Consider the following 21,006-nt stretch of genomic DNA (forward strand, 5'->3'; position numbering starts at 1 on the left):
TTTTCTGACCGGCACGGTCGCGACCGGTGTCGCGCTGTCAATGCAGTACGTGCCGGCAACAGTCGCGCAGCAAGAGCGAGTGATCGTTGATTCGCAGGTTCACCTGTGGCCCGCGAGCACGCCGGAAAGACCCTGGCTCCCCGGTGCCAAACCGCGCAGCTACCGGAGCCCTTCACCATTGAGCGAATAATTCCACTGATGGACGAGGCTGGCGTCGACCGCGTCGTCATCGTTCCGCCAGTGTCGCTCGAAGGCGAGCGCATCGACTATGCCCAAGAGGCGGTCAAACGGTACCCCGGCCGCTTCGCCATCATGGCGCGTGTCGCCCTCGACAAGCCCGACCGCGCGGCACGGCTTGCGACCTGGCGCGACCAGCCCGGCGTGCTGGGTGTGAGGTTGAACTTCGGCCCCGGCGAAGCGGCGTGGCTGACCGACGGAACCGCGGACTGGTTCTGGCCGGCGGCGGAGAAGGCCCGCCTACCTGTGATGTTTCTGACGTCGGGCCAGACATCGCTGTTCGCCCGCATCGCCGAGCGACACCCGCAACTGACGCTCATCATCGACCACATGGGCGTCGGCGCAGGCCTACGCCCTCGTCATGATTCATCGGATTCCACAAGCAGCAACGCGGTGCCGGAAGCTATTGCCCAGGCGGTCGCGCTCGCAAAGTATGCCAATGTGTCGGTGAAGTTGTCGTCAGTCCCGCTGATTTCGACTGAGCCATATCCATTCCGTGACGTGATCCCGCATATCCACCGCCTATTCGACGCCTACGGACCGGAGCGCTGCCACTGGGGAACCGATGTCACCAATTCATTCGCCCGGGCCACCTACCGGCAGCGCGTGACGCAATTCACAGAGGAGCTTCCGTTCCTCACCGAAAGCGACAAGGACTGGATCATGGGCCGCGCGATCCTGGCGCGGCTTCGCTGGACGTGAACCAGGTTTGCTGCCGCCTCTGGCCCATTGCGGAATTATCACGACACGCTTTAGCACCCGCGGCAGATGCTCTTCAGCTTGTTGTTGAGCAGGCGGTCCTCCTCTTCGGAGGCTGCCTTGGTGTAGGGGTCGTCGGCGTGGCGTTTGTCGGCGGCAAATCCGCCACCGCGACTTACGCCGCCGGCATGCATGCCGTGCAAGCCGCCGCCATGGCCGTGGCCGCCGCGCGCATCCGCCGGCGGTATTGCGGCCGCAACCAGGGTCAGCAGCAGTCCGACTGTTGCGATCGTCCGCATGATGTCCTCCTCGTCGCGGTAAAATACCGCTGATGCTGCGGCAAATCGGTGTCGGCCAACTTCACAATTTCGCGTGGCGGCAATCGGCCCGATACTCGCGGCGGGTTCCCGAAGGACCCCCGCCGCTGCGCCACACGGGGATGGCTTCATGCCGACAATGCAGTGCTCGCGGCAGCAAAATGGTGTATCGGCAAGCTCTGGCGCGCCCAGGAGACGGGCAAGAAACGGGCAAGACACGGTCCGGCGCCGGATAATCAAGATTTAGCGAGATTTCGGAGGAACGTTCATGTCGGCTCTGCCACTTTCGGGCATCAAGATTCTCGACCTCACGCGGGTGCTCGCGGGCCCGCTGTCGGCCCAGATGCTGGCGGATCTCGGCGCCGAGGTGATCAAGATCGAGCGGCCCGGCGGCGGCGACGATGCCCGCGCCTTTGGCCCGCCCTATCTCGCCGATCCCGAAGGCAAGGCGAACAACAACAACTCGTTCTACCTCTGCGCCAACCGCAACAAGAAGTCGGTCACCGTCAACATCGCCAAGCCCGAAGGGCAGGCGATCATCCGCGAGCTCGCCAAGTCGGTCGACGTGATGATGGAGAACTACAAGGTCGGCGATCTCAAGCGCTACGGCCTCGACTACGACACCATCAAGCAGCTCAACCCCGGCATCATCTATTGCTCGGTGACCGGCTTCGGCCAGACCGGTCCCTATGCCACGCGCGCCGGCTATGACGCGATCCTGCAGGCGATGGGCGGCCTGATGAGCGTCACCGGCCATATCGACGGCGAGCCCGGCGCGGGCCCGATGAAGGTCGGTCCCTCGATCGTCGACTACATGACCGGCATGAACACCTCGATCGGAATTCTGTCGGCGCTGTACCATCGCGACGCCAACAACGGCGAAGGGCAGCATGTCGACGTCTGCCTGTTCGATACGGTGATCGCCTCGTTGTCACATTGGCTGCAGATCTATCTCGTCAACGGCAACATGCCGCCGCGCCGCGGCACCTGGGGCAATGGCGGCATGCCCGCCGGCGTGTTCCGCTGCACCGACGGCGAATTGATGCTGGTGGTCGGCAATGACGGCCAGTTCCAGCGCACCTGCGCCGTGCTCGGCGAACCCGAGCTCGCCAACGACAAGCGCTTCATCAAGAACAACGACCGCGTCGTGCACGGCAAGGAGATCATGGCGATCTTCGCCGGCCTGTTCCTGAAGCATCCGGTCGCCTACTGGCTGGAGAAGCTCGAGGAGGCGGGCGTGCCGTCGGGCCCGATCAACAATTTCGAGCAGGTGTTCAGCGATCCGCATGTGCAGTCGCGCGGCATGCGGGTGAAGGTCGATCACCCCTTCGAGCCGAATCTGTCGCTGATCCGCAACGCGCTGACCTTCTCGGGCACGCCGATCACCGAATACCGCGCCCCGCCGCTGCTCGGGGCCGACACCAAGGACGTGCTGGCGACCATCGGCTATGACGACGCCAAGGTCGAAGGACTGAAGGCGCAGGGGATCCTGTAGGCGCTGGTGCGCCAACAGCCGTTAGCCGATAAGGATGAATCGGCCACCGGCCGGGCCGTTCATCCTTCGAGGCTCGCAAGAGCTCGCACCTCAGGATGACGGTCTACTGCGCTACAACACTTCGATCTGTATCGAAGCATTCTTGACACGAGCCTGCTAGATTGGCGCCATCGATCCCTTATCGAGGGTGCCAATCATGAAACGGGAAGTGGTGCGCGTCGAACCGATCTCAAGCTGGCTGGAGCGCTGGAAGGCGCCGGCGTCGGCAGTCACCCGTGCCGGCAACATGGTCTTTGTGTCCGGCCTGCCGCCGTTCGATCCGGCAACCGGCGAGATCGCGGCCGGCGCCTCGATCGAGCGGCAGAGCGAGCTGGTGATGGAGCAGCTCAGGCAGTGCCTGGAGGCCGCCGGCGCGTCGTTCGACAACGTGATGAAGTGCAACATCTTCTGCACCTCGGCAAAACACTTCGCGACCTTCAACGCGATCTACCGGAGATACTTTGCGGACGATCTGCCGGCGCGGATCTTCGTCTGCATCCCGGAATGGACTGGGCCGTTCGATATCGAGATCGATTGCATCGCGATAGTGTAGCGCGGAAAACCCTACAGATCCTGGCGCGTCAGTCGGCCGTGCACCACGACCGGCCGCAGCGCCGGCTTGCTCGGCACGTCGCCCATCGTCAGCGCCATCACCGAGACCGTGACCACGCGATCGATGATGGCGCGGACGTCGTCGAGGTCGCATTTGCCTTCGGATAGCCGCAGCAGGCGTTCCTTCTCGCGGATGGTGTGATGCGCCATCGCGAGCGCGAAGTGCAGGCCCCAGTACAGCTCGGTGTCGTCGCGGCCCGGCATCGCGCGGCGCATCGCCGCGGCGAATTTGCGCAAATGATCGACCTCGCGGTTCTTGATACGGCGGATCGGCGGCACCGATTCGATCGAGGCGCGGATCATGAAGCGCGCCGCGGTCGAGCCCTCGCGATCCGGCCCGAGGCAGCCGCGCAGGGTCGGGCCGACGAGGGCGCGCATGATGTCCTCGATCGAGGCGCGTCCGCCGCCTGATTCCTCGGCCGCCTTCAATTCATTGAGACGTTCGCGGTTGGTCTGGATGCTGCGGGTGACGAACAGCTCCGCGATCAATTCGTCCTTGGAGCCGAAATGATAGTTCACCGCCGCGAGGTTGACGTTTGCCTCCGCGACGATGTCGCGCAGCGTGACGTCGCCGAAGCCGCGGTCGGCATAGAGCCGCTCGGCGGCGGCGAGAATGGCGGATCGGGTCTGGTCGCTGGCCATGGCTGAGAGCCTTTCCGTTATTCCGCGGTGCGCCGGGGAATGACGAAGACGACAGGGAGTTGCATTTCAAACATTTGTATGAAACTATCGTTTGAAGAACCGGAAATGTCAATCCGCTGATCGCGGGGCGGCGTTCTGGCACACCACCGCCGCCGTTTCCGTGAACGCCCTTGCGGGCCGCGGAGGCGAGGTCAACAATGTTGCCCAAAAGGCCAAGGCCCGAACTCAAGGCCTGGTCCAAAGCCCAAGTCTAGGAAACGAGGAGCGTCCCATGGATTTCACGTTGTCGGCCAGGCAGAAGGAATGGCTTGAGCGCGTTCAGGCCTTCATGAAGACGCATGTTCGTCCGGCGGTGCCGATCTACGACAAGCAGGATGCTGAAGGCCCGCGCTGGAAGGTGATCCCGATCCTTGAGGATCTGAAGAAGAAGGCGAAGGCCGAGGGCCTCTGGAACATGTTCATGCCGCCGTCCTCGCATGAGGACGACGAATTCCACGGCGCGGGATTGAGCAACCTCGAATACGCGCTGCTGTCGGAAGAGATGGGCCGTATCTCCTGGGCATCCGAAGTGTTCAACTGCTCCGCTCCCGATACCGGCAACATGGAAGTGTTCATCCGCTACGGCACCAAGGAGCAGAAGCGCAAATGGCTGCGCCCGCTGATGGACGGCGAGATCCGCTCCGCCTTCCTGATGACCGAGCCGGCCGTGGCTTCGTCTGACGCCACCAACATCGAGACCCGCATCGAGCGCGACGGCGACCACTACGTCATCAACGGCCGCAAATGGTGGTCGTCGGGCGTCGGCGATCCCCGCTGCAAGATCGCGATCCTGATGGGCAAGACTGACTTCAACGCCGCCAAGCATCAGCAGCAATCGCAGATCCTGGTGCCGCTCGACACTCCCGGCATCAAGGTCGAGAAGATGCTGCCGGTGTTCGGCTTCGACGATGCGCCGCACGGCCATGCCCAGGTGCTGCTCGAAAACGTCCGCGTGCCGAAGGAGAACATCCTGCTTGGCGAGGGCCGCGGCTTCGAGATCGCGCAGGGCCGTCTCGGCCCGGGCCGCATCCATCACTGCATGCGCACCATCGGCAAGGCCGAGGAGGCGCTGGAGAAGATGGTGAAGCGGCTCGCCTCGCGCACCGCGTTCGGCAAGAAGATCATCGAGCATTCGGTCTGGGAGCAGCGCATCGGCGAGGCCCGCGCCGACATCGAGATGAATCGCCTGCTGTGCCTCAAGGCCGCCGACATGATGGACAAGGTCGGCAACAAAACCGCGCAGGCCGAGATCGCGATGATCAAGGTCACCGCACCGAACATGGCACTGAGGATCATCGACAACGCGATCCAGGCATATGGCGGCGGCGGCGTCTCCGACGAGGCCGGGCTCGCCAAAGACTATGCCCATATCCGTACGCTGCGGCTGGCCGACGGTCCGGACGAGGTGCACAATCGCGCCATTGCCAGACTTGAACTTCGGAAGTATGCAAACACGTCGCACTGAGCATGATGCGGAACGCATGGCGTTCGCGCTGACATCGTGCTCAGAATGAAAAAGAGAAATCAGGCTGGCGTGCCAGCCTGATCGCGGCGGCGCCCGGCGGTGCTGCCGAGAAAAATGAGTTGAGGGAGCGTCATCGTGGCGGACGGCGTCAGGAAAGACGAAGAATTTTCCGGCACAAGGGAAGTCGAGGAGCGCCATCGTATCAACGAGGCGAACCTCGCGGCTTGGATGCAGGAACACGTCGAGGGCTATCAGGGCCCGCTCAAGGTCCTGCAGTTCAAGGGTGGCCAGTCCAACCCGACCTACAAGCTCGAGACCCCCGGCCGCAACTATGTGATGCGGCGCCGTCCGTTCGGTAAATTGTTGCCGTCGGCCCATGCGGTGGATCGCGAGTTCCGCGTCATCGCGGCGCTCGGCAAGCAGAATTTCCCGGTCGCGAAAGCCTACGCGCTGTGCACCGACGATGCGGTGATCGGCTCGGCCTTCTACATCATGTCGATGGAGGAGGGGCGGGTGTTCTGGGATCCGACGCTGCCGAGCCAGCAGCCCGACGCGCGCCGCAAGATCTTCACCAGCAAGATCGAGACGCTGGCGAAGCTGCACATGCTCGATCCCGAAAAGATCGGCCTCGGCGATTTCGGCAAGCCCGGCAATTATTTTGCGCGCCAGGTCGACCGCTGGACCAAGCAGTATCGTGCGTCCGAGACGCAGCACATTCCTGAATTCGAGAAGCTGGCGGAGTGGCTGCCGAAGACGGTGCCGGAGCAAAAGCGCGTCTCGATCGTGCACGGCGACTATCGCCTCGACAACATGATCTTCCACGCCACCGAGCCGCGGGTGCAGGCGGTGCTGGACTGGGAATTGTCGACGCTCGGCGATCCCATGGCCGACTTCACCTATCTGTTGATGCAGTGGACCATGCCGGGTCTCGCCAATGCCGACCTCAAGGCGCTGAACATTCCGAGCCAGGACGAGGCCGCGCAGATCTACTGCGACGTCACCGGCATGGCTGTGCCGGATCTGAACTGGTACTTCTCCTACAACCTGTTCCGCCTCGCCGGCATCACGCAGGGCATTGCGGGCCGGGTCCGCGACGGCACCGCCGCGAATGCCAAGGCCCTCGAGTCGGCCAAGCGCACCGTGCCGCTGTCGCAGGCGTCATGGGAATACGCGCAGAAGGCCGGTGCAACCTGATGAGGAAACGCGGCGCGATCCCTCGCGCCGCTTCTGCTTCCGCTTCACCTCGCCCCGCGTGCGGGGAGAGGTCGGATCGCATAGCAAGATGCGATCCGGGTGAGGGGGACTCTCCGCGAGTCCGTCTTTCACCGAGTTTGCCGAGGCAGCCCGTCACCCCAACCCTCTCCTCGCAAGAGCGGGGCGAGGGAGCACAGGGCCGGCGGCGATCCACCAGAGTTCGCGCCGCTTCTGCGAACTGCGGCATGTTTCCGTATTGTAGCCATCTGTGACTTGAGTTCGCTGCGCCGCTTTGGCAAGTCAGTCCGGTCAACGCCCGCCCTCGTCCTGATCGGACATTTTCACTTTGGCCCTTTCCTCGAATCTTCGCGGCAGCCTGTTCATGGCTGCGGCCATGGCCAGCTTCACGGCCAACGACGCCATCACCAAGGCGGTGTCGGCGGAGCTCAACATCGGGGAGATCCTGCTGGTCCGCGGTCTGGTCGCGATGGTGCTGGTCGCAGCACTCGCCTGGTACCGCGACGCGCTACGCAGTTTTGGCGCACTGCTGATCTGGCCGGTCGGACTGCGCGTGATGGGCGAGATCGGCGGCACGCTGACCTATCTCTCGGCGATTTCGCAGATCCCGCTCGCCAATGCGTCGGCGATCTTCCAGGCGCTGCCGCTCGTGATCACGCTGGGCGCGGCGCTGGTGTTCGGCGAGCCGGTCGGCTGGCGGCGCTGGCTCGCGATCGCCGCCGGCTTCATCGGCGTACTGGTCATCGTCCGGCCGGGGGCGGAGGGCTTCAGCCAGGCGTCGCTTCTGGCGCTGGCGTCGGTCGGCTTCTGCGCGGTGCGCGATCTCGCCACCCGCCGCATCCCGAAAGCGCTGCCGACCGTGTTCATCACGCTGCTCACCACCGTGACGGTGACGACGGCAGGCGCTGCTGTTCTTGTCCCGCTGGGCGGCTGGAAACCGCCGTCCGGCCACGCCCTCGGCCTGCTCGTGCTGGCCGCGGTGCTGATCCTGATCGGCTACCAATGCATCATCGTGTCGCTGCGCACGGGCGACATCTCGGCGGTGGCGCCGTTCCGCTACTCCGCGTTACTGTGGGCGATGCTGCTCGGTTATCTCGCCTTCGGCCACCAGCCCGACGTTCAGATGCTCGCGGGCGCTGCGATCATCGTCGCCTCCGGCCTCTACGCCTTCTACCGCGAGCGCAAGCGCGACAAGCTCCGCCCGGCCGCGACGGGGCCCGGCCTGCCGCCGGACGGGTTGTGATGCAGTGTAGGCGGATTAGCCGAAGGCGTAATCCGCCGACGGTGCGGCGGGTTACGCTTCGCTAACCCGCCCTGCGCTCGGAACATCAGTGAATGCCGGTGAACAGCCGGTTCCAGCGCACCGAGGACGGCCAGCGCCACACTTGCCATGCCGGCGCTTCGTTGCCGATCGAGAAAAAGATCATCTTGGCTTGCCCGATCAGGTTCTCGAACGGCACGTAGCCGACGCCGCCGCGCGCGGGCGGCACGCGGCTGTCGGCCGAGTTGTCGCGGTTGTCGCCCATCGCGAAGAAATGCCCCGGCGGCACCACATAGACCGGCGTGTTGTCGTATTCGGACCGCTCGATGCGATCGAGCGTGTCGTAGCTGACCCCGTTCGGCAGGGTCTCGCGCCAGCGCTTGACGCGGACCGGGCGCGGCCCCTCGTCGCGATCGACATAGTCATCGACCCGCTCGCGCTTCACCGCGGTGCCGTTGATGTACAGCTGCCCGTCGATCATTTGAATGCGATCGCCGGGCAGGCCGATCACGCGCTTGATGAAATCAACGGAGTCGTCGCTCGGCAGCCGGAACACCACGACATCGCCGGGCTTGGGTTCGGAGCCGAAGATGCGGCCCGAGAACAGCGGCGGCGAGAAGGGCAGGGAATAGTGGGTGTAGCCGTAGCTGTATTTCGAGAGAAAAAGGTAGTCGCCGACCAGCAACGTCGATTCCATCGACTCCGACGGGATGTTGAAGGACTGGAACAGGAAGGTGCGGATGACTAGCGCGATGATCAGCGCCTGCACGGCCACGCGGAAAGTTTCCGCGATCCCACCTTGCTGACGTTGCTTTTCGGTCGACATGGTCCCGGTTCCTGTTTCACACCCTACGCATGACCACATCACTTCGCGCAATGCGCGATCAGCCGCGCGATGAAATCGCCGCAAGCCGCGAGCTGCGACATCTCGACGAACTCATCCGGCGTGTGCGCCTGCGCGATCGAGCCGGGGCCGACCACCACCGACGGCACATCGGCCATGCTGACGAACAGGCTCGCCTCGGTGCCGAACGCGACCTTGGCGTGGTCGTTGCGGCCGGCGAGCTGCTTGGCGAGCGTGACGATGGGCGCGTCCGCTGCGGTGTCGAGTGCGGGGTAGTCGAGGATTTCCTCGAAATCGATTCCGCACTCCGGGTGCCGCTTGCGCATGGCAGGCTCGATTTCAGCCTTGGCCCAGGCGATGATCGCGTCCGTCACCTGCCGGGACTCGGTGATGCCGATGCCGCGGCATTCGAATTCCACCACGCAACTGTCAGGCACGATGTTCAGCGCGGCGCCGCCATGCACGATGCTGGTGAGCAGGGTCGAGTGCGGGACGTCGTAGAGGCTGGCTCGCTCGGCATCCGCGGCCAGCAGCGCGGCGCGGCGGCGGATTTCGGTGATCAGGTCGGCCGCGTATTCGATGGCGTTGACGCCATCAGGCGCGATCGAGGAGTGGCGGGCGAGCCCGCGGAACGTGGCGCGCACGCCGTGCTTGCCCTTGTGGCCGATGATCACCTGCATCTGGGTCGGCTCGCCGACGAAGCAGCCGAGCGGCCTGATCGGCTTGCGTGCGACGTCGCGCAGCATCGGGCGCACGCCAACGCAACCGATCTCCTCGTCATAGGAGATCGCAAGATTGATCGGCGTCTTCAGATCGGCCGCGAGCATTTCCGGAACCATCGCAAGACAGACCGCGACAAAGCCCTTCATGTCGGTGGTGCCGCGGCCGTACAGCCGCCCGTCACGCTCGACGAGCTCGAACGGGTTGTGGCTCCAGTCCTGTCCCGCAACCGGCACGACATCGGTATGCCCCGACAGAACCAGCCCGGCCTTGTCCTCGGGGCCGACCGTGACCCACAACGAGGACTTCTGTCCGGTGTCATCGACGATGCGCTGTCCGCTGACGCCAAGCGAGGCGAGGTAGCGCTCGATGTAGTCGATCAGGGGCAGGTTGCTGCGGTCGCTTATGGTGCCGAACGCGACGAGGTCGGCCAAGAGCTTGCGGATACGGTCGGGGCGTTGATTTTGCATTGCCTGTTCGTGTGCGAGGGAGTGTGCGAGGAATTGCTGATGTACCGGCGATCCTGCCAGCAAAGTATAACAGCTGGTTTGCCTGCCGGGGCCAAGCAATATTCGGGCCGCTGCGGGACGTTATTGCGGGTCCGCTTCCGTCGCCCCATGTAACGACCGGGAGATCGCATGATCCAGCAATTGCGCATCTACGAGATATTCGAGAAGAACAAGGCCGCGTTTCACGCCCGGTTCCGCGATCACGCGGCGCGGATCATGACGGGGCGTTACGGGTTCAAATTCGCAAGCATGTAGGAAACGAAAATCGGTGACCGCACCGAGTTCGTGTACTTGCTCGAATGGCCCGACGAGGCGACCAAGATCGCGCAATGGGCGTTATTCATGGCCGATCCCGAATGGAGCGAGATCAAGCGGGTCACCCATGCCGAGCACGGCCCGATGGTTGGGCCATTGCCACAAATGCGCATTGTTGCGTGACGCTGGGGCCACGGCTTGTTTCCAACAACACAACCCTGTGGCTATGGGTCCCGGCTTTCGCCGGGACGACGGTGGTGGATGTGGCGCCGTCATCGCACCATGCAGACTCGCGCCGCGAACGGAGGAGAATGCCGTTGCTAAATCGGCTTGCCCGTATACGGCATCGACGCGGTGAGGCCGCCGTCGACCGGGATGGCCTGGCCGTTGACGTAGGACGCCTCGTCGCTCGCCAGGAACAATCCCATCGCGGCGAGTTCGTGCGGCTGGCCGGGGCGCTTCAGCGGATTGAGTTGGCCGATCTTGTCCTGGGTGCCGCGCTCCTTGGCGCGATCGAACACCGGCTTGGTCATGCCGGTCTCGATCAGGCCCGGGCAGACGGCGTTGATGCGCACGCCGGTGCCGGAGAGCGAGTAGGCGGTGGTCTGCACCAGGCTGATCACGCCGGCCTTGCTCGCGCCATAGGGATGTCCGCTGGCGCCGGCCTTCAGGCCTGCGACCGAGGCGGTGCAGACGATCGAGCCGGAGCCCTGCTTGGTCATGTGCGGGATCGAATGCTTGATCGCGAGGAAGGGCCCGATCAGATTGACGCGCAGCACTTCCTGCCAATGTTCCGGGGTCTGGTCGGCCAGCGGCACGAGGCCGCCGCTGACGCCGGCATTGGCCCAGATCGCGTCGAGCTTGCCGTACGTCGACAGCGCCTTGTCGATGAACGCCTTCACGTCGCTCTCCGAGCCGGCATCGGCGGTGACGGCTTCGACCGTGCCGCCGGCATCGCGCACCAGCTTGGCGGTCTCGTTGACGCCCTCGCTGCGATCGACCGCGATCAGCTTGGCACCTTCCTTGGTGAACAGCAGCGAGGCGGCGCGGCCGATGCCGCTTCCAGCGCCGGTGATGATGACGGATTTGCCTTCGAGGCGGCCCATGGTTTTTCTCCCTGTTCACATGGTCCGTGGCGCGTCTGCCGCGCGACGGAATTCAAACAAAATTTCAAACGTCCGAAGCACTTGAGACGATGTGCGGCGTGACGTACAGCGAGACGGGACAGTATTGAAGGGCTCATCCGATGTCCAATCCAGACAAGCCTCACGTGACGGTGACGCGGTGGTGGTGGGTTCGCCACGCGCCGGTGCGCAGCGACGGCGGCAACATCTACGGACAAGAGGATATCGACTGCGACACCGGCGACGTCGAAGTGTTCGAGGCAGTCGCCAAGATGCTGCCACGCGATGCGGTCTGGTATTCGAGCAATCTGAAGCGCACGCACAAGACCGCGGAAGCGATCTGGGCCGCAGGTTTTCCGAAACCGGCCAACATGACGCAGGAACGCGACTTCGCCGAACAGCATCTCGGCCAGTGGCAGGGCATGAACCGGGCCGCACTGCTCGCGCGCCAGCCCCCCGGCAGAAGCTGGTTTGCCGACGTCAACGAGCCCGCGCCCGGCGGCGAGAGCTTCATGGATCTCTACACACGGGTCTGCCGCACGATCGTGCGGATCACGGCTGCTGAGCCGGGCAAGAACATCATCGCGGTCGGCCACGGCGGCGTGATCCGGGCCGCGGTCGGTCTTGCGCTCGGCGGCCAGCCGGACCGGGGCCTGTCCTTCGACATCGACAATGTCTCGGTGACGCGGCTCGATCACATCGCAGGCATCGGCCTGTCGACCTGGCGGCTACCGATGGTGAACCAGCAGCCCTGGATCGCCGATCCCAGGCACGCCGCGATGCATCAGCCGTCCGGACCTGAAGTCCGGCCGGCGAGCAAGCTTGCGTGATTGCTGCTATCGCAACACCGGAACGCTGCCTAAGCTGAACACAGAATTCAACGCCTTACATCAGGGAGAGAAACATGACCTTGTTCGACATGAAGGGAAAAGTCGCCGTCATCACCGGCTCGACGCGCGGCATCGGGCTCGCCATTGCCGAGCGCATGGCCGAGCACGGCGCCAAGGTCGTGATCTCCTCGCGCAAGGCCGACGTCTGCGAGCAGGTCGCGGGCGACATCAACGGCAAGTTCGGCAAGGGCACCGCGGTCGCGATCGCCGCCAACATCTCGTCGAAGGAAAACCTGCAAAATCTGGTCGACGAGAGCAATCGCGCCTTCGGCAAGATCGACGTGCTGGTCTGCAACGCGGCGTCGAACCCGTATTACGGTCCGCTTGCCGGCATCTCCGACGATCAGTTCCGCAAGATCCTCGACAACAACATCGTCGCCAACAACTGGTTGATCTCGATGGTGGTGCCGCAGATGATCGAGCGCAAGGACGGCTCCATCATCATCGTGTCCTCGATCGGCGGCCTCAAGGGCTCGACCGTGCTCGGCGCCTACGCGATCTCGAAGGCCGCCGACATGCAGCTCGCACGCAACCTCGCCTGCGAATATGGCAAGCACAATATCCGCGTGAACTGCATCGCGCCGGGCCTGATCAAGACCGACTTCGCCAAGGCGCTGTGGGACAATCCGGACACGCTGAAGGCCTCGACCGCGCGCTCGCCGCTGCTGCGGATCGGCGTGCCTGACGAGATCGCCGGCGCCGCCGTGTTGATGGGCTCGCGCGCCGGCGACTTCCTCACCGGCCAGACCATCGTGATCGACGGCGGCGCGACGATCAGCTGACGCGAAGCGTCATCCCGGGGCGCGCGTCAGCGCGAACCCCCGATGCGCAATTGCGCATCGGGGGTCTCGAGCCGCAATGACGTCACTCCACCGCCGCGTAGACGCCGTTGCGCACCAGCGAGCGGGTATATTCGCGCTGGCCCGGCCCCTGCATCATGAAGACCGCGATCAGGTCTTCGCGCGGATCGATCCAGAAGAACGTGCCGGCCATGCCGCTCCAGAAGTATTGGCCGACCGAACCGGAGAACGGCGCGATGCCCTGCTGCATGCGCACGGCGAAGCCGAGGCCGAAACTGTGGCCGGGCGACACCAGCGTGCCCTGGATCTTGACGCGGGCGCCGAGGTGGTCGGAGGCCATGAATTCGAGCGTCTTGCGGCCGATGATCCTGGTGCCGTCGAGCGAGCCGCCGTTGAGCAGCATCTGCGCGAAACGCGCATAGTCCATCGTGGTCGACACCAGTCCGCCGCCGCCGGATTCCATCGCCGGCTTCTCCAGCATGTTGAACAGCTGCACCTTCTCGTTGGTCCAGGGATCATTGGCAAAGGCCTCGGCGAGCCGGCCGGCGTTGGCTTCCGGGGTGTGGAAGGCGGTCTCGTTCATCTGCAGCGGCGAGAGGATGCGTTCAGCGAGGAATTCGCCGAGCGTCTTCCCGCTGACGACTTCGATGATGCGGCCGAGGATGTCGGTGGAGCGGCTGTAGTTCCACTCGGCGCCGGGCTGGCAGATCAGCGGCATGCCGGCGAGCATGGTGGCGTGCTCGGCATTGGTGATCTTGCGGCTGCGCAGCCGCGACTGCTGGTAGAGCTGCTGCACCGGGCCGTTGCCGGTGTGGTCATACGTCAAGCCTGAGGTGTGGCGCAGCAGGTCCTGGATCGTCATCTGCCGTTGGACCGGGACCAGCTCGAGCTTGCCGTTGTGCTCGACGCCGACCTTGGTCTCGGCGAATTCGGGAATGAATTTCGCGACGGGGTCGTTGAGCAGGAAGTGGCCGTCTTCCAGCAGCATCATGATGCCGACCGAGACGATCGGCTTGGTCATCGAGAAGATGCGGAAGATCGTGTCATGCGTCATCGGCGCCGACGCCGCCGGGCTCTGCCGGCCGATCGCATCGAACCAGCCGATCTGGCCGCGCCGCGCCACCAGCACCGTGAAGCCGGGCGCGGTTCCCTTGTCGACCTCGCGCTTGAAGGTGTCGGACAGTGCCTGCAGCCGCGTGCTCGACAGTCCGATCGATTCGGGTTTGGCGAGCGGGAGGGACGGGGTGGTTGGGCTGGCGGCGTGCTTGGTGGCGGTCTGGGCGTTCATGGTCTCTCCCGGGTTCTTGATTCTTGCGGCGGAGCGCCGACGTGGAGTGATGGCCGAAGTCTGGCGCAGAAGTTTTGCAATGAACAGAAGCTTCACCGCTTCGCCCTTGCAAACCGGCCATGCCCTGTGCTTGAAACGGCGCGAACCGGCGGCGACGCTGGTTCCCTGCAGGAGTGTAGCTCAATTGGTAGAGCACCGGTCTCCAAAACCGGGGGTCGCAGGTTCGAGCCCTGCCACTCCTGCCAGATTTTACCCAATCATTTGAAGGTGTTGGCCGAGGTCCTGGACCCCGGCCATGATCGTATTCACTCACTTGATGAGCGGGCAGCCGCCGTCCTTCAGCGGCCGGAACGCCTGGTCGCCGGGCACCTCGGCGAGCACCTTGTAGTAATCCCACGGCGCCTTCGATTCCTCGGGCTTCTTGACCTCGAACAGGAACATCGAGTGCACCATGCGGCCGTCCTCGCGCACCACGCCGTTGTCGGTGAAGGCGTCGCGGACCGGGGTCGCGCGCATCTTCGCCAGCACCGGCTTGGTCTCCTTGGTGCCGGCGGCCTTCACCGCGTTGAGGTAGTGCAGGGTGGCGCTGTAGGTCGCGGCCTGGTTCATGGTCGGCATCCGCTTCATGCGCTCGAAGAAGCGCTTGCCGAAGGCGCGGGTGCGGTCGTTGAGATCCCAGTAGTAGGCCTCGGTGATGATCAGGCCCTGCGCGAGCTTCAGCCCGAGGCTGTGGATGTCCGAGATGAACATCACGATGCCGGCGAGGTTCTGCCCGCCGGCGACGATGCCGAACTCGGCGGCCTGCTTGATCGCGTTGATGGTGTCGCCGCCGCCATTGGCGAGACCGACGATCTTCGCCTTCGACGACTGCGCTTGCAGCAGGAACGACGAGAAGTCCGGCGTGTTGAGCGGATGCCGGGCGCTGCCGAGCACCTTGCCGCCGGCGGCGCGGACCACGTCGCCGGTGTCGCGCTCGATCGAGTGGCCGAACACGTAGTCGGCGGTGATGAAGAACCAGCTGTCGCCGCCGTTCTTGACGATCGCGCTGCCGACGGTGTGGGCGTTGGCGTAGGTGTCGTAGGTCCAGTGCAGTGTGTAGGGCGAGCAGGACTTGCCCGTGATGTCGGAGCTCGCCGCGTCCGTCACGATCATGATCTTCTCGAACTGCTTCGACATCTCCATGCCGGCGAGCGCGGTCGCCGAGGTCGGCATGTCGATGATCATGTCGACATTCTCGGCCTCGTACCATTTGCGGGTGATGGTGGCGGCGACGTCGGCCTTGTTGAGGGCGTCGGCGGTGACGAGCTCGATCGGTTTGCCGAACATCGAGCCACCGAACTCCTCGATCGCCATCTTGGTGGCCTCGACATTCCCGGCGCCGCCGATGTCCGAATAGACCGACTGGAAATCGGTCAGCACGCCGATCTTGAGCGGCGTCTGTTGCGCGAGAGCGGGCCCCGCCAGCGCGGCCGCGATCAGGCCGGCAGCGGACAGACTCGTGACGATGGATTTCATGGTGATGCACCTCCCCAGGATGTTCTTATCGGTTTGTCCGACAAAGCTAGATTTGCCCGGTTCCGGTGTCAATTCGTGCCGGGCGGGTGCGACAATCCGGCCGACAATAGCCGATTTGACGCTATAGATGCCTTCGCCTATCCTTTGTCCGACAAACAACAATGGAGAGCCCAGGGTGACTGCCACGCCGCTGTTTCGGCGCATCGATGTCGCGCCGGCCTACCAGAAGGTCGCGGACGCGATCGAACGCGAGATCGTCAACGGCCGAATCAAGCCGGGCGAGCCGATCGGCACCGAGCAGCAACTGGTCGCGCAGTTCGGCGTCAACCGCTCGACGGTGCGCGAAGGCATTCGCGTGCTCGAGGAGGGCGGGCTGATCCGCCGCGATTCCAGCCGCCGCTTGCAGGCCTGCCTGCCGCGCTACAACAAGCTCGCCACGCGGCTGTCCCGCGCGCTGATCCTGCACGAGGTGACGTTCCGCGAATTGTTCGAGACGTCGATGACGCTGGAGGTCGCGAGCGTCGAGGGTGCGGTGGAGCGCGCGACCGAGGCGAACCTCGCCGAACTCGCCGGCAATCTCGAGCGCAGTGCGGCCGTGGTCGGCAATCCCGCTGATCTCGCCGAGTTCGATGCGGAATTCCACGTGCTGATGGCCAAGGCCTCACAGAACCGCGTGCTGCAACTCGCCCGCGAGCCTGCCGCGCAGCTGTTCTTTCCGACCACCGAGATGATTGTCGGCGGCGTGCCGGAGGGCGGCGCGCGCCTCGTCGAGGCGCATCGCCACATCCTCGATGCGGTCACGCGGCGCGACAAGGAGGCCGGCGTGCTGTGGACGCGGCGGCATTTGCAGGACTGGCGGCGCGGCTTCGAGAAGATCGCCTCGCTCGATCGCTCGGTCGAGCACACCTACATGGAACACGCCTACGCCGCCCGGCAATAGCGACGGCGCGGCGAAGACAAGACAACGACAAAAAGCACATTCGGGAGGGACTAATGAGCGGAGACATCGCAGCAACCATCCAGCGCGCCCGCGAGCACAGCATCGGCGATCTGCTGCGCCGGTCGGCCAAGCGCTACCCCAACAAGGCCGCGCTGATCTGCGGTGAGGTGAGCTGGACCTTCGCGGAGATGGACGCGATCTGCAATCGGCTCGGACGCGGCTTGCTTGCGCTGGGCATTGCGAAGGGCGATCGTGTTGCAGTGCTGTCGCGCAACTCGCATGGCTTTGCCGCGCTGCGCTTCGCGGTGGCGCGGATCGGCGCGATCCTGGTGCCGATCAACTTCATGCTCAATCCCGACGAGATCAATTTCATCCTCGCCAACTCCGGTGCGAAGCTGCTCGCGGTCGGGCCCGATTTCGTGGAGACGGCGCACGCTGCGGCCGCCAAGGGCTCGGCGGTCGAAACCCTGATCTGGCTGCCCGGCGAGGATCCGGCCACCGCGCCCGACGGCATCACGACGTTTGACAGCCTGCTGCACGGCGACGCCTCGGCGCCGGATGCCTCGGTCGACAGCCGCGATCCCGCCCAGATCATCTACACCAGCGGCACGGAGTCGCTGCCGAAAGGCGCGATCCTCACCCATGAAGCCGTGATGTGGCAGTATGTCAGCTGCATCATCGACGGCGGCATGGCGACCGACGACACCGTGCTGCACGCGCTGCCGCTCTATCACTGCGCGCAGCTCGACGTCTTCCTGGGGCCCGCGATCTATCTCGGCGCCACCAGTCTCATTACCGGCAAGCCGGTGCCCGACAACGTCCTGGCGCTGATCGCAGCCCACAAGATCAATGCGTTCTTCGCGCCGCCGACGATCTGGATCGCGATGCTGCGCTCGGGCGCGTTCGATCGCACTGATCTCTCGACCCTGCGCAAAGGCTATTACGGCGCCTCGATCATGCCGGTCGAGGTGTTGCTCGAGCTGCAGCGGCGGTTGCCCGACGCGAAGTTCTGGAATTTCTACGGCCAGACCGAGATCGCACCGCTCGCGACCGTGCTGGCGCCGGAGCTCCAGCTGCCGAAGGCAGGCTCTGCCGGCAAGCCCGCGATCAATGTCGAGACGCGAGTGGTGAAGCCGGACATGACCGACGTCGGGGTCGGGGAGGTCGGCGAGATCGTGCACCGCTCGCCGCATCTCTTGTCCGGCTACTACAACGATCCGGTCAAGACCGCTGCGGCGTTTGCCGGCGGCTGGTTTCATTCCGGCGATCTCGCGACTGTCGATGCCGACGGTTACATCACCGTCGTCGATCGCGTGAAGGACATGATCAAGAGCGGCGGCGAGAATGTGGCAAGCCGCGAGGTCGAGGAGATGATCTACCGGCTGCCCGCGGTGTCGGAGGTCGCGGTGGTCGGGCTGCCCGATCCGCGCTGGATCGAGGCAGTGACCGCGATCGTGGTGGCCAAGGCGGGCGAGAGCCTCGATGCCGAGGCGGTGATCAAGCACTGCGCGGCGTCGATGGCCCATTTCAAGGTGCCGAAGCGGGTCATCTTCGTGGATGCCCTGCCGAAGAACCCGAGCGGCAAGCTGCTCAAGCGCGAACTGCGCCAGCGCTATGTCGGCGGCGCCACGCTGGATCAGGTGGTGCAGAAGAGCTTTGCCGGGTGATCCAGCCGGTCGCCGCGGTGGGCGGCCGGGGCAACGGACCTCGTACCATCAGCCTAAGTCTTTGATTCGAGGGGCCCCGTTCCGATCCGCCGCGGGCGCGGCCGGGGTGGGGCGCGACCCCGCCGACCTTGACCTTTGGCCGGTCTCGCAGTAGATACCCGGCACTCGCAGCCGGCCCGCTTTGATCGCGGATATCCGGCGCGGCCTAATTCCCCGAACATTCGAGCTCGTTTATCGGCTCAACCTTCCAAACGAGGGCTGGGTCCGCAAGGTCGGCTGTTCGGATTCCTTGAAACGTTGCAATCGTCCGGAGACGGACGTGGATCTCACGATGGCTTTCAGCCCGTTCAAATTCCTGCAGGAAGTGCGCTCGGAGACCGCCAAGGTCACCTGGCCGACACGCCGCGAGACGACCATCACGACCATCATGGTGTTCGTGATGGTGGCGCTGGCCTCGATCTTCTTCTTCGCCGCGGACCAGGTCATCCGCTACCTCATCACCCTGGTACTGGGCATCCACTGATGAGCATGGGAACTCAATTGATGGACAAGCGCTGGTACATCGTTCACGCCTATTCGAATTTCGAGAAGAAGGTCGCGGAGTCGATCCGCGAGCAGGCCAAGCAGCGCGGGCTGGAAGAGCTGTTCGAGCAGGTGCTGGTGCCGACCGAGAAGGTCACCGAGGTGCGCCGCGGCCGCAAGATCGACGCCGAGCGCAAGTTCTTCCCGGGCTATGTGCTGGTGAAGATGAAGCTGACCGACGAGGCGTTCCATCTGATCAAGAACACCCCGAAGGTGACCGGCTTCCTGGGCGCTGAAAACAAGCCGATGCCGATCTCGGAATCCGAGGCGATGCGGATCCTGCACCAGGTGCAGGAGGGCGTGGAGCGTCCCAAGGCGTCGGTATCGTTCGAAATCGGCGAGAACGTGCGCGTGGCCGACGGCCCGTTCGCCTCGTTCTCCGGCGTGGTGGAAGAAATCGACGAGGCGCGCTCGCGCGTGAAGGTCGCGGTGTCGATCTTCGGCCGCGCGACCCCCGTGGAACTGGAATTCGGTCAGGTCGAAAAGGTGGTCTGACCGGACGGCGTGGGGTATACGCCCCCCGTCAAGTGAGAGGCCGTGGGAGGGAGGAGGCGGTCGCCAGCCCCTTCAACCGAACCACGGAACCTGAAACCGCCGGCACCGTCCGGCACAACAGGAGTGATAAATGGCAAAGAAAGTGACCGGATACCTGAAGCTTCAGGTCCCGGCCGGTGCGGCGAATCCTTCGCCCCCGATCGGCCCCGCGCTTGGTCAGCGCGGTCTCAACATCATGGAGTTCTGCAAGGCGTTCAACGCGCAGACCCAGAAGGAAGAGAAGAATACCCCAATCCCGGTGGTGATCACGATCTACGCCGATCGTTCGTTCACCTTCGAGATGAAGACGCCCCCGATGTCGTTCTTCCTCAAGCAGGCTGCCAAGATCCAGTCCGGCTCGAAGGCGCCGGGCCGTGACAAGGCCGGCCAGGTGACCAAGGCGCAGGTGCGCGAGATCGCCGAGAAGAAGATGAAGGACTTGAATTGCGACACCATCGAATCGGCCATGAAGATGGTCGAGGGCTCTGCCCGTTCGATGGGTCTGGAAGTTGCGGGGTAACGGGCCATGGCAATCGGAAAGCGTTTGAAGAAGGCCCGCGAGGGTGTCGATCGCGAGAAGCTCTACCCGCTCGCGGACGCCATCAAGATGGTCAAGGAGCGCGCCAAGTCGAAGTTCGACGAGACGATCGAGATCGCGATCAATCTCGGCGTCGACCCGCGCCATGCCGACCAGATGGTCCGCGGCGTCGTCAACCTGCCGAACGGAACCGGCCGTACGCTGCGCGTCGGCGTGTTCGCGCGCGGCGCCAAGGCTGAGGAAGCCAAGGCCGCCGGTGCCGACGTCGTCGGTGCCGAAGACCTGGTCGAGAAGGTGCAGGGCGGTGCGATCGACTTCGATCGTTGTATCGCTACTCCCGACATGATGCCGCTGGTCGGCCGCCTCGGTAAGGTGCTCGGTCCGCGCGGCATGATGCCGAACCCGAAGATAGGCACCGTGACCATGGACGTCACCAACGCCGTGAAGGGCGCCAAGGGCGGCTCGGTCGAGTTCCGCGTCGAGAAGGCCGGCATTGTGCAGGCCGGCATCGGCAAGGCCTCGTTCTCCGAGGACAAGCTGGTCGAGAACGTCAAGGCGCTCGCGGATGCGGTCTCCAAGGCGAAGCCGGCGGGTTCCAAGGGCACCTATATCCAGCGCGTGGCGGTTTCTTCCACCATGGGCCCGGGCGTGAAGGTCGAGCCGGGCACGATCCTCGGCTGAGGTCTTTCGTCGTGACGAAATAAAGAGGGGCGGGATCGGGCAACCGGTTCCGCCCTTTGTTTTGCCGGAGCGTTTTCGGGCGAAGTGGCTACCGGCTCGCG

General features: G+C 64.4%; 23 protein-coding genes and 1 tRNA gene. 17 read left to right on the forward strand and 7 right to left on the reverse strand.

All coding sequences use genetic code 11. The annotated features are described in order from the left end of the window. The first annotated feature begins 105 nt into the window (after positions 1–105). The gene (locus tag ACVWW1_RS06445; protein ID WP_456655257.1) at positions 106–939 is read left to right on the forward strand and encodes an amidohydrolase family protein; all 834 of its coding nucleotides are present in this window, start codon (positions 106–108) and stop codon (positions 937–939) included. A 50-nt stretch (positions 940–989) separates the two neighbouring features. Here the strand turns inward: ACVWW1_RS06445 and ACVWW1_RS06450 are convergent, their stop codons facing one another. Continuing rightward, positions 990–1,235 (reverse strand): hypothetical protein, encoded by a 246-nt coding sequence (locus tag ACVWW1_RS06450; protein ID WP_456655258.1) that lies wholly within the window; start codon positions 1,233–1,235, stop codon positions 990–992. 286 nt (positions 1,236–1,521) lie between these two features. Between ACVWW1_RS06450 and ACVWW1_RS06455 the strand changes: the two genes are divergently transcribed. Together ACVWW1_RS06455 and ACVWW1_RS06460 are read left to right on the forward strand one after the other, a co-directional pair. Beyond that, positions 1,522–2,748, forward strand: coding sequence for a CaiB/BaiF CoA transferase family protein (locus ACVWW1_RS06455; RefSeq protein ID WP_456655259.1), 1,227 nt, complete (start codon positions 1,522–1,524; stop codon positions 2,746–2,748). 196 nt (positions 2,749–2,944) lie between these two features. Then, entirely contained in the window at positions 2,945–3,340 is a 396-nt protein-coding gene (locus ACVWW1_RS06460; protein WP_456655260.1) for a RidA family protein, read from the forward strand. A gap of 11 nt (positions 3,341–3,351) precedes the next feature. Here ACVWW1_RS06460 and ACVWW1_RS06465 read toward each other — a convergent pair whose 3' ends face one another. After that, the gene (locus ACVWW1_RS06465) at positions 3,352–4,041 is read right to left on the reverse strand and encodes a TetR/AcrR family transcriptional regulator (RefSeq protein WP_176530624.1); all 690 of its coding nucleotides are present in this window, start codon (positions 4,039–4,041) and stop codon (positions 3,352–3,354) included. Between the two features lie 271 nt (positions 4,042–4,312). Here ACVWW1_RS06465 and ACVWW1_RS06470 point away from each other — a divergent pair, with 271 nt between their 5' ends. The 3 genes from ACVWW1_RS06470 (at position 4,313) to ACVWW1_RS06480 (ending at position 8,000) form a co-directional block, all read left to right on the forward strand. Then, the gene (locus ACVWW1_RS06470; RefSeq protein WP_176530625.1) at positions 4,313–5,545 is read left to right on the forward strand and encodes an acyl-CoA dehydrogenase family protein; all 1,233 of its coding nucleotides are present in this window, start codon (positions 4,313–4,315) and stop codon (positions 5,543–5,545) included. Between the two features lie 135 nt (positions 5,546–5,680). After that, complete coding sequence (locus ACVWW1_RS06475) at positions 5,681–6,739, forward strand: phosphotransferase family protein (RefSeq protein ID WP_456655261.1); 1,059 nt, start codon at positions 5,681–5,683, stop codon at positions 6,737–6,739. Positions 6,740–7,085: 346 nt separating this feature from the next. Further along, positions 7,086–8,000 (forward strand): DMT family transporter, encoded by a 915-nt coding sequence (locus ACVWW1_RS06480; protein ID WP_456655262.1) that lies wholly within the window; start codon positions 7,086–7,088, stop codon positions 7,998–8,000. 85 nt (positions 8,001–8,085) lie between these two features. Here the strand turns inward: ACVWW1_RS06480 and lepB are convergent, their stop codons facing one another. Both lepB and argE read right to left on the reverse strand, forming a co-directional pair. Further along, complete coding sequence (gene lepB, locus ACVWW1_RS06485) at positions 8,086–8,844, reverse strand: signal peptidase I (protein WP_456655263.1); 759 nt, start codon at positions 8,842–8,844, stop codon at positions 8,086–8,088. Between the two features lie 38 nt (positions 8,845–8,882). Next, positions 8,883–10,052 carry an acetylornithine deacetylase gene (gene argE, locus ACVWW1_RS06490; RefSeq protein WP_456655264.1) on the reverse strand — a complete coding sequence of 390 codons (1,170 nt, stop codon included), beginning with the start codon at positions 10,050–10,052 and terminating at the stop codon, positions 8,883–8,885. A 168-nt stretch (positions 10,053–10,220) separates the two neighbouring features. Here argE and ACVWW1_RS06495 point away from each other — a divergent pair, with 168 nt between their 5' ends. Together ACVWW1_RS06495 and ACVWW1_RS06500 are read left to right on the forward strand one after the other, a co-directional pair. Continuing rightward, a complete protein-coding gene (locus ACVWW1_RS06495; protein ID WP_456655265.1) occupies positions 10,221–10,346 on the forward strand; it encodes a hypothetical protein in 126 nt (41 codons plus the stop codon). Positions 10,347–10,376: 30 nt separating this feature from the next. Next, positions 10,377–10,529: a hypothetical protein gene (locus ACVWW1_RS06500; RefSeq protein ID WP_456655266.1), complete on the forward strand. Its 153-nt coding sequence runs from the start codon at positions 10,377–10,379 to the stop codon at positions 10,527–10,529. 137 nt (positions 10,530–10,666) lie between these two features. Here ACVWW1_RS06500 and ACVWW1_RS06505 read toward each other — a convergent pair whose 3' ends face one another. Then, positions 10,667–11,452, reverse strand: coding sequence for an SDR family NAD(P)-dependent oxidoreductase (locus ACVWW1_RS06505; protein ID WP_176530632.1), 786 nt, complete (start codon positions 11,450–11,452; stop codon positions 10,667–10,669). 140 nt (positions 11,453–11,592) lie between these two features. On the opposite strand from ACVWW1_RS06505, the gene ACVWW1_RS06510 reads away from it, so the two are divergent. Together ACVWW1_RS06510 and ACVWW1_RS06515 are read left to right on the forward strand one after the other, a co-directional pair. After that, positions 11,593–12,300 (forward strand): histidine phosphatase family protein, encoded by a 708-nt coding sequence (locus tag ACVWW1_RS06510; protein ID WP_456655267.1) that lies wholly within the window; start codon positions 11,593–11,595, stop codon positions 12,298–12,300. A 74-nt stretch (positions 12,301–12,374) separates the two neighbouring features. After that, on the forward strand, positions 12,375–13,142 hold the full coding sequence (locus tag ACVWW1_RS06515) for an SDR family NAD(P)-dependent oxidoreductase (RefSeq protein WP_092115009.1): 768 nt from the start codon (positions 12,375–12,377) through the stop codon (positions 13,140–13,142). A gap of 82 nt (positions 13,143–13,224) precedes the next feature. Here the strand turns inward: ACVWW1_RS06515 and ACVWW1_RS06520 are convergent, their stop codons facing one another. After that, entirely contained in the window at positions 13,225–14,448 is a 1,224-nt protein-coding gene (locus ACVWW1_RS06520) for a serine hydrolase domain-containing protein (RefSeq protein WP_456655268.1), read from the reverse strand. 169 nt (positions 14,449–14,617) lie between these two features. Between ACVWW1_RS06520 and ACVWW1_RS06525 the strand changes: the two genes are divergently transcribed. Then, positions 14,618–14,693, forward strand: a tRNA-Trp gene (locus ACVWW1_RS06525). Positions 14,694–14,757: 64 nt separating this feature from the next. On the opposite strand, the gene ACVWW1_RS06530 is transcribed toward ACVWW1_RS06525, so the two are convergent. Beyond that, positions 14,758–15,963 carry an ABC transporter substrate-binding protein gene (locus tag ACVWW1_RS06530; protein WP_375775255.1) on the reverse strand — a complete coding sequence of 402 codons (1,206 nt, stop codon included), beginning with the start codon at positions 15,961–15,963 and terminating at the stop codon, positions 14,758–14,760. A gap of 175 nt (positions 15,964–16,138) precedes the next feature. On the opposite strand from ACVWW1_RS06530, the gene ACVWW1_RS06535 reads away from it, so the two are divergent. From ACVWW1_RS06535 to rplA, 6 genes are all read left to right on the forward strand, one after another. Then, positions 16,139–16,903, forward strand: a complete 765-nt coding sequence (locus ACVWW1_RS06535) for a FadR/GntR family transcriptional regulator (protein WP_456655269.1) — start codon at positions 16,139–16,141, stop codon at positions 16,901–16,903. Between the two features lie 53 nt (positions 16,904–16,956). Next, on the forward strand, positions 16,957–18,570 hold the full coding sequence (locus ACVWW1_RS06540) for an acyl-CoA synthetase (RefSeq protein ID WP_456655270.1): 1,614 nt from the start codon (positions 16,957–16,959) through the stop codon (positions 18,568–18,570). A 331-nt stretch (positions 18,571–18,901) separates the two neighbouring features. Continuing rightward, on the forward strand, positions 18,902–19,093 hold the full coding sequence (gene secE, locus ACVWW1_RS06545) for a preprotein translocase subunit SecE (protein WP_092115004.1): 192 nt from the start codon (positions 18,902–18,904) through the stop codon (positions 19,091–19,093). 20 nt (positions 19,094–19,113) lie between these two features. Then, positions 19,114–19,647 (forward strand): transcription termination/antitermination protein NusG, encoded by a 534-nt coding sequence (gene nusG / locus ACVWW1_RS06550; RefSeq protein WP_044538613.1) that lies wholly within the window; start codon positions 19,114–19,116, stop codon positions 19,645–19,647. Positions 19,648–19,777: 130 nt separating this feature from the next. After that, positions 19,778–20,206, forward strand: coding sequence for a 50S ribosomal protein L11 (rplK, locus tag ACVWW1_RS06555; protein WP_066499365.1), 429 nt, complete (start codon positions 19,778–19,780; stop codon positions 20,204–20,206). Positions 20,207–20,212: 6 nt separating this feature from the next. Then, positions 20,213–20,905 (forward strand): 50S ribosomal protein L1, encoded by a 693-nt coding sequence (rplA, locus tag ACVWW1_RS06560; RefSeq protein ID WP_029081784.1) that lies wholly within the window; start codon positions 20,213–20,215, stop codon positions 20,903–20,905. Positions 20,906–21,006: the final 101 nt, after the last annotated feature.

Source organism: Bradyrhizobium sp. JR3.5 (genome assembly GCF_054057015.1).

What these genes read in the sequence shown, in the direction of transcription:
- ACVWW1_RS06450 (WP_456655258.1), bottom strand. Translation starts at nt 1,235, where the DNA reads ATGCGGACGATCGCAACAGTCGGACTGCTGCTGACCCTGGTTGCGGCC.
- ACVWW1_RS06455 (WP_456655259.1), top strand. Translation starts at nt 1,522, where the DNA reads ATGTCGGCTCTGCCACTTTCGGGCATCAAGATTCTCGACCTCACGCGG.
- ACVWW1_RS06460 (WP_456655260.1), top strand. Translation starts at nt 2,945, where the DNA reads ATGAAACGGGAAGTGGTGCGCGTCGAACCGATCTCAAGCTGGCTGGAG.
- ACVWW1_RS06465 (WP_176530624.1), bottom strand. Translation starts at nt 4,041, where the DNA reads ATGGCCAGCGACCAGACCCGATCCGCCATTCTCGCCGCCGCCGAGCGG.
- ACVWW1_RS06470 (WP_176530625.1), top strand. Translation starts at nt 4,313, where the DNA reads ATGGATTTCACGTTGTCGGCCAGGCAGAAGGAATGGCTTGAGCGCGTT.
- lepB (WP_456655263.1), bottom strand. Translation starts at nt 8,844, where the DNA reads ATGTCGACCGAAAAGCAACGTCAGCAAGGTGGGATCGCGGAAACTTTC.
- argE (WP_456655264.1), bottom strand. Translation starts at nt 10,052, where the DNA reads ATGCAAAATCAACGCCCCGACCGTATCCGCAAGCTCTTGGCCGACCTC.
- ACVWW1_RS06495 (WP_456655265.1), top strand. Translation starts at nt 10,221, where the DNA reads ATGATCCAGCAATTGCGCATCTACGAGATATTCGAGAAGAACAAGGCC.
- ACVWW1_RS06505 (WP_176530632.1), bottom strand. Translation starts at nt 11,452, where the DNA reads ATGGGCCGCCTCGAAGGCAAATCCGTCATCATCACCGGCGCTGGAAGC.
- ACVWW1_RS06510 (WP_456655267.1), top strand. Translation starts at nt 11,593, where the DNA reads ATGTCCAATCCAGACAAGCCTCACGTGACGGTGACGCGGTGGTGGTGG.
- ACVWW1_RS06515 (WP_092115009.1), top strand. Translation starts at nt 12,375, where the DNA reads ATGACCTTGTTCGACATGAAGGGAAAAGTCGCCGTCATCACCGGCTCG.
- ACVWW1_RS06520 (WP_456655268.1), bottom strand. Translation starts at nt 14,448, where the DNA reads ATGAACGCCCAGACCGCCACCAAGCACGCCGCCAGCCCAACCACCCCG.
- ACVWW1_RS06530 (WP_375775255.1), bottom strand. Translation starts at nt 15,963, where the DNA reads ATGAAATCCATCGTCACGAGTCTGTCCGCTGCCGGCCTGATCGCGGCC.
- ACVWW1_RS06540 (WP_456655270.1), top strand. Translation starts at nt 16,957, where the DNA reads ATGAGCGGAGACATCGCAGCAACCATCCAGCGCGCCCGCGAGCACAGC.
- secE (WP_092115004.1), top strand. Translation starts at nt 18,902, where the DNA reads ATGGCTTTCAGCCCGTTCAAATTCCTGCAGGAAGTGCGCTCGGAGACC.
- nusG (WP_044538613.1), top strand. Translation starts at nt 19,114, where the DNA reads ATGGACAAGCGCTGGTACATCGTTCACGCCTATTCGAATTTCGAGAAG.
- rplK (WP_066499365.1), top strand. Translation starts at nt 19,778, where the DNA reads ATGGCAAAGAAAGTGACCGGATACCTGAAGCTTCAGGTCCCGGCCGGT.
- rplA (WP_029081784.1), top strand. Translation starts at nt 20,213, where the DNA reads ATGGCAATCGGAAAGCGTTTGAAGAAGGCCCGCGAGGGTGTCGATCGC.